Origin of the sequence: Roseisolibacter sp. H3M3-2 (assembly GCF_029211165.1) — a bacterium.
Lineage (GTDB): Bacteria > Gemmatimonadota > Gemmatimonadetes > Gemmatimonadales > Gemmatimonadaceae > Roseisolibacter.
Window position 1 is genome coordinate 1 of record NZ_JARGEK010000434.1, and the last position, 3,671, is coordinate 3,671.

The 3,671-nt window shown below is 77.6% G+C and carries 3 protein-coding genes and 1 pseudogene; 2 read left to right on the plus strand and 2 right to left on the minus strand.

The features are described from left to right. Positions 1 to 1,218 (plus strand): amidohydrolase family protein (locus tag PYV61_RS22505; RefSeq protein ID WP_275835900.1); only part of this gene is annotated, 1,218 nt, incomplete at its 5' end. Between the two features lie 57 nt (positions 1,219 to 1,275). On the opposite strand, the gene PYV61_RS22510 is transcribed toward PYV61_RS22505, so the two are convergent. After that, positions 1,276 to 1,971, minus strand: coding sequence for a hypothetical protein (locus PYV61_RS22510; RefSeq protein ID WP_275835902.1), 696 nt, complete (start codon positions 1,969 to 1,971; stop codon positions 1,276 to 1,278). A gap of 163 nt (positions 1,972 to 2,134) precedes the next feature. On the opposite strand from PYV61_RS22510, the gene PYV61_RS22515 reads away from it, so the two are divergent. After that, the gene (locus PYV61_RS22515) at positions 2,135 to 3,079 is read left to right on the plus strand and encodes a hypothetical protein (RefSeq protein WP_275835903.1); all 945 of its coding nucleotides are present in this window, start codon (positions 2,135 to 2,137) and stop codon (positions 3,077 to 3,079) included. On the opposite strand, the pseudogene PYV61_RS22520 reads toward PYV61_RS22515, so the two are convergent. Beyond that, a pseudogene (locus tag PYV61_RS22520) lies at positions 3,042 to 3,671 on the minus strand (hypothetical protein); the annotation flags it as partial. The gene PYV61_RS22515 and the pseudogene PYV61_RS22520 sit on opposite strands and share 38 nt — an antisense overlap.

A 3,671-nucleotide genomic window follows, 5' to 3' on the forward strand; every position in this document is an offset into this window, starting at 1 on the left:
CCGCCGGTCGCGGCGCCGGCCGACGTCGCCGCGTTGCTGCGCCGGCGCGAGGCGGCGTGGAACGACCCGCGCGCGCTCGCCGCGCTCTACGCGCCCGACGCGGTCGTGCAGCTGGCGGGGAACCCGGGCTCGGGGTGGGCGCGCGGCCCCGCGACGATCGCGGCGTACCTCGCCGACGGGCGGCGCTTCGCGCGCGCCTACCGACTGGAGCCGGTGCGCGTGACGGCGGACGCGCGGGTGGCGCACGTGGCGGGGCACCTGCGCGCGGTCGGTGCGCCGCCGGACGCGCCGCCGGGCGGCTGGTTCGACCTCACGCTCGCGCGCGGTCCCGACGGGGCGTGGCGCATCGTCGCGGAATCGCCGGTGCCGCGCCGCGTTCCGGCGCAGCCCACCATCGACGCGGCGCAGCTGGTCGCGATGCTCGATTCGGCGCGCATCCGGCGCGCGGTGGTGCTCTCGGGCGCGTTCGCGTTCGGCGGCGCGATGGACCTGCAGGGCGCGGCCGACACGCCCGAGCGGCGCCGCGCGCGCGTGCGCGCCGAGAACGACTGGACGGCGGCGCAGGCGGCGCGCTTCCCCGACCGCCTGGTCGCGTTCTGCGCCGTGAACCCGCTGGAGCCGTTCGCGGAGGCGGAGGTCGCGCGCTGCGCCGACGCCCGCGCCTTCCGCGGGCTCAAGCTGCACCTCGACGAGTCGCGCGTCGACCTCGGCGTCCCCGCGCACGTGGAGCGCGTGCGGGCGGTGGCGGCGGCTGCGAACGCGCGCGCGCTGCCGCTCGTCGTGCACGTCGGCAACAACCGGGGCGCCGACGCCGCCGCTCACGTGCGCACCTTCCTCGACCGCGTGGTCGGCGCCGCGCCCGACGTGCCGGTGCAGGTGGCGCACCTGTGGGGCGGCGGCGGGTACTCGGAGGGCGCGCTGGCCGCCTTCGCGGCGGCGGTGGCGGCCGGGGACCCCGCGGCGCGGCGCCTCTGGTTCGACGTCGCCGAGGTCGGCCTGATGATGCAGCACGCCGGCCCGCGCGCGCCGGCGCTGCTCGCCGCGGCGGCGCGCCACATGCGCACCATCGGGCTCGATCGCGTCCTGTACGGCTCCGACGGGGGGCTGATCGGCCACCAGACCGCGCCGGTCGCGTGGGCCGCGTTCCGCGACCAGGTGCCGCTCACCGACGCGGAGCTGTGGCGCGTGGCGCGGAACGTCCCGCCCTACCTGCGCTGAGGGGCGGCGGCGAGGAATCTCGCCGCCGCCCCCCGTCGCCGCGCTCGCGCGGGCCGCCTACGGCTTGGTGACCGTCAGCCCCGAGACGTGCGCCTCGGTGTTGTGGCCGAAGCGGATGCCGTAGACGCCGTCGGTCGACTTGAGCTTCCCGGCGGCCACGAGGTCGGCCTTCGGGTAGCTGCCGACGACGGTGCCGTTGATCGCGCACTCGACCTTGTCGCCCTTCACCGACATCGCGATCTCCTGCGTGACGGTCTCGCCGGCGGCGGCGGCCTTCTTCACGGCGGCGTTGGTCTCGCCGCGGCGGCCGTTCACCTGGAACGGCTCGGGCCCGAAGCCGCGCACGATGAAGTTCCCGTTGCCGTAGGCGGCGCAGTACAGGTACGACTCCTTGTCGGTCCCGAGGTCGTTCCCCCCGATCACGATGCCGTACGGATGCGGGTGGTTGTTGTGCGCCATGTACTTCGGCTCGCGGAACGTCGCCTTCACCGTGTAGTCGCCGCTGGCGGTGTTGGCCGGGTTCCAGTACGTGGCGGCCGGGCCGGTCGTCACGTGCATGCCGTCGCCCATCTTCTCGAACTTGGCGTTCTGCAGCGTCTGGCCGGCCTTCGCCTCGTTGGCGTCGACGCGGCCGGTCCAGCCGGCGACGGAGACGCCGCCGCCGGCGACGGCGCGGGACGCGTCCTGGGCGAGGGCGGGGGCGGCGACCAGGAGCGCCGCCAGCGCCAGGGCGGGGCGGGGGGTGATGCGCATCGGGGTTCCTCTCTCGTGGGGAGTGGGACTTCGGCCCTACAATATCCCGCGGCGCACGGGGCGGAAACCTCGGACGGGGGGTCGCTCGTCAGGCTCCGGTGAGGTGCGGCACGCCCCGGCTGCAACTCCGCCGTCTCTCGGGGGTGACAGATCGGCCATGCCCATGCCCAGCCTGTTCCGCGCCCTCGCGGCGCCGCTGCTGACCCTGCTCGGCGGCGCCGGCGGCCCCGCGTCCGCACCCGGCGCCCCGGCACCCCGCGCCCCGGCCGCCGTGCTCGAGCTGCCGATGGCCATGGACGGGCCCTACCCGGTCGTGCTCGTCGCGCTCCCGGGGCGCGACTCGCTGCGCTTCGTGGTCGACGCGGCGGCGGGCGCGAGCGTGGTCGCGCCGAAGCACGCCCCGGCCTCGGGCGGCGTGGCCACCAACGTGGTCGGGGCCGCCGGCAGCGCGCCCATGCGCATGGTGCCGCTCGACTCGCTGGTCGTCGCCGGGCGCGCCTTCTCGGTGCGCGCGGTGGTGCAGGACCTGGCGCGCTTCGGCACCCTCTCCAGCCGCCCGATCGACGGCGTGCTCGGGCAGGACGTGCTCGCCCGCTTCGACGTCGAGTTCGACCTCCCCGGCGGACGCCTCCGCCTGCACGCGCGCGCCGAGGACGGGGCGCCGCCGCGCCGTCCCGAGGTCGCGTGGGCGGCCGGGATGCGCTGCATCCCGCTGCGGCGCGCCCCGGCGGCCTTCGCCGTCGTCGACGTGCAGGTGGGCGACTCGATCGTGCCGGGGATCTGGGACACCGGCGCCGCGAACACCTACCTCAACTGGCCGGCCGCGCGCGCGATGGGGCTGAGCGCCGAGAACGACCCGCGCGTCCGCGCGTCGGGGAGCGCGTCGGGGCTCGAGGGGCAGAAGGTCGCGCGCCACGCGGCGACGGGGGTGACGCTCGCCGTGGCGGGAACGCCGCTCGCCGCCGGCGACGTGCGCCTCAGCGACCTCCCGGTGTTCCGGCCGTTCGGGCTCGACGGGCGGCCGGCGGTGCTGCTCGGGGTGGACCGCATGCGCGACCACCCCTGGCTGCTCAGCTACTCGACCCGGGAGCTCTGCGTCGGCGGCTGACCGCCCGCTCGGGCTTGGGCGCCGGCGCCAGCTGCTCCCGCCAGTGCCGCCCGCCGTACGTGAGGATCCGGCCGCCGGGGAGCGAGTCGCGCTGCACCCGTTCGCACGTGCTCACAGGCGGCGCCGGCTGGTGCCAGGTGATGCACAGCTCGGGGCGCGTGCCGTCCGAGCCGCGCACCGCCCACGAGCCGACGCGCTGCGGGCGCGCGAGCGACCACTGGTTGCCGCGGTCGAGCGAGAAGCGCCGCTCCGCGAGCCGCGCGGCGCCGTCGGCGCGCAGCTCGAGCGTCAGCGAGTCGCCGAGCGAGGAGCGCCGGTCGCCGTGCGACCAGACCCCCACCAGCTCGCCGCGCGTCGGCAGCGGGACCGAGTCGCCGCCCTGGGCGAGCGCCCCCGCCGGCGGGAGGACCGGTGCCGGGGCGCCGCCGAGCTTGACGCGCACCCATTCGTAGGCCGTCGCGACCAGCATCCGCACCCGGTCGGCGAACCCGGGCGGCTCGACGGGGACGGGGGGCGGCGCCGGGGCCGCCGGCGACGCCGACGCCGCGCTGGCGCGCACCGTGTCGGCCGCCGCCTTCGCCGGCGCCGCGGG

Bases quoted from the DNA above. Each gene is read 5' to 3' on its own strand.
- PYV61_RS22510 (WP_275835902.1), bottom strand. From the start codon at position 1,971: ATGCGCATCACCCCCCGCCCCGCCCTGGCGCTGGCGGCGCTCCTGGTC.
- PYV61_RS22515 (WP_275835903.1), top strand. From the start codon at position 2,135: ATGCCCAGCCTGTTCCGCGCCCTCGCGGCGCCGCTGCTGACCCTGCTC.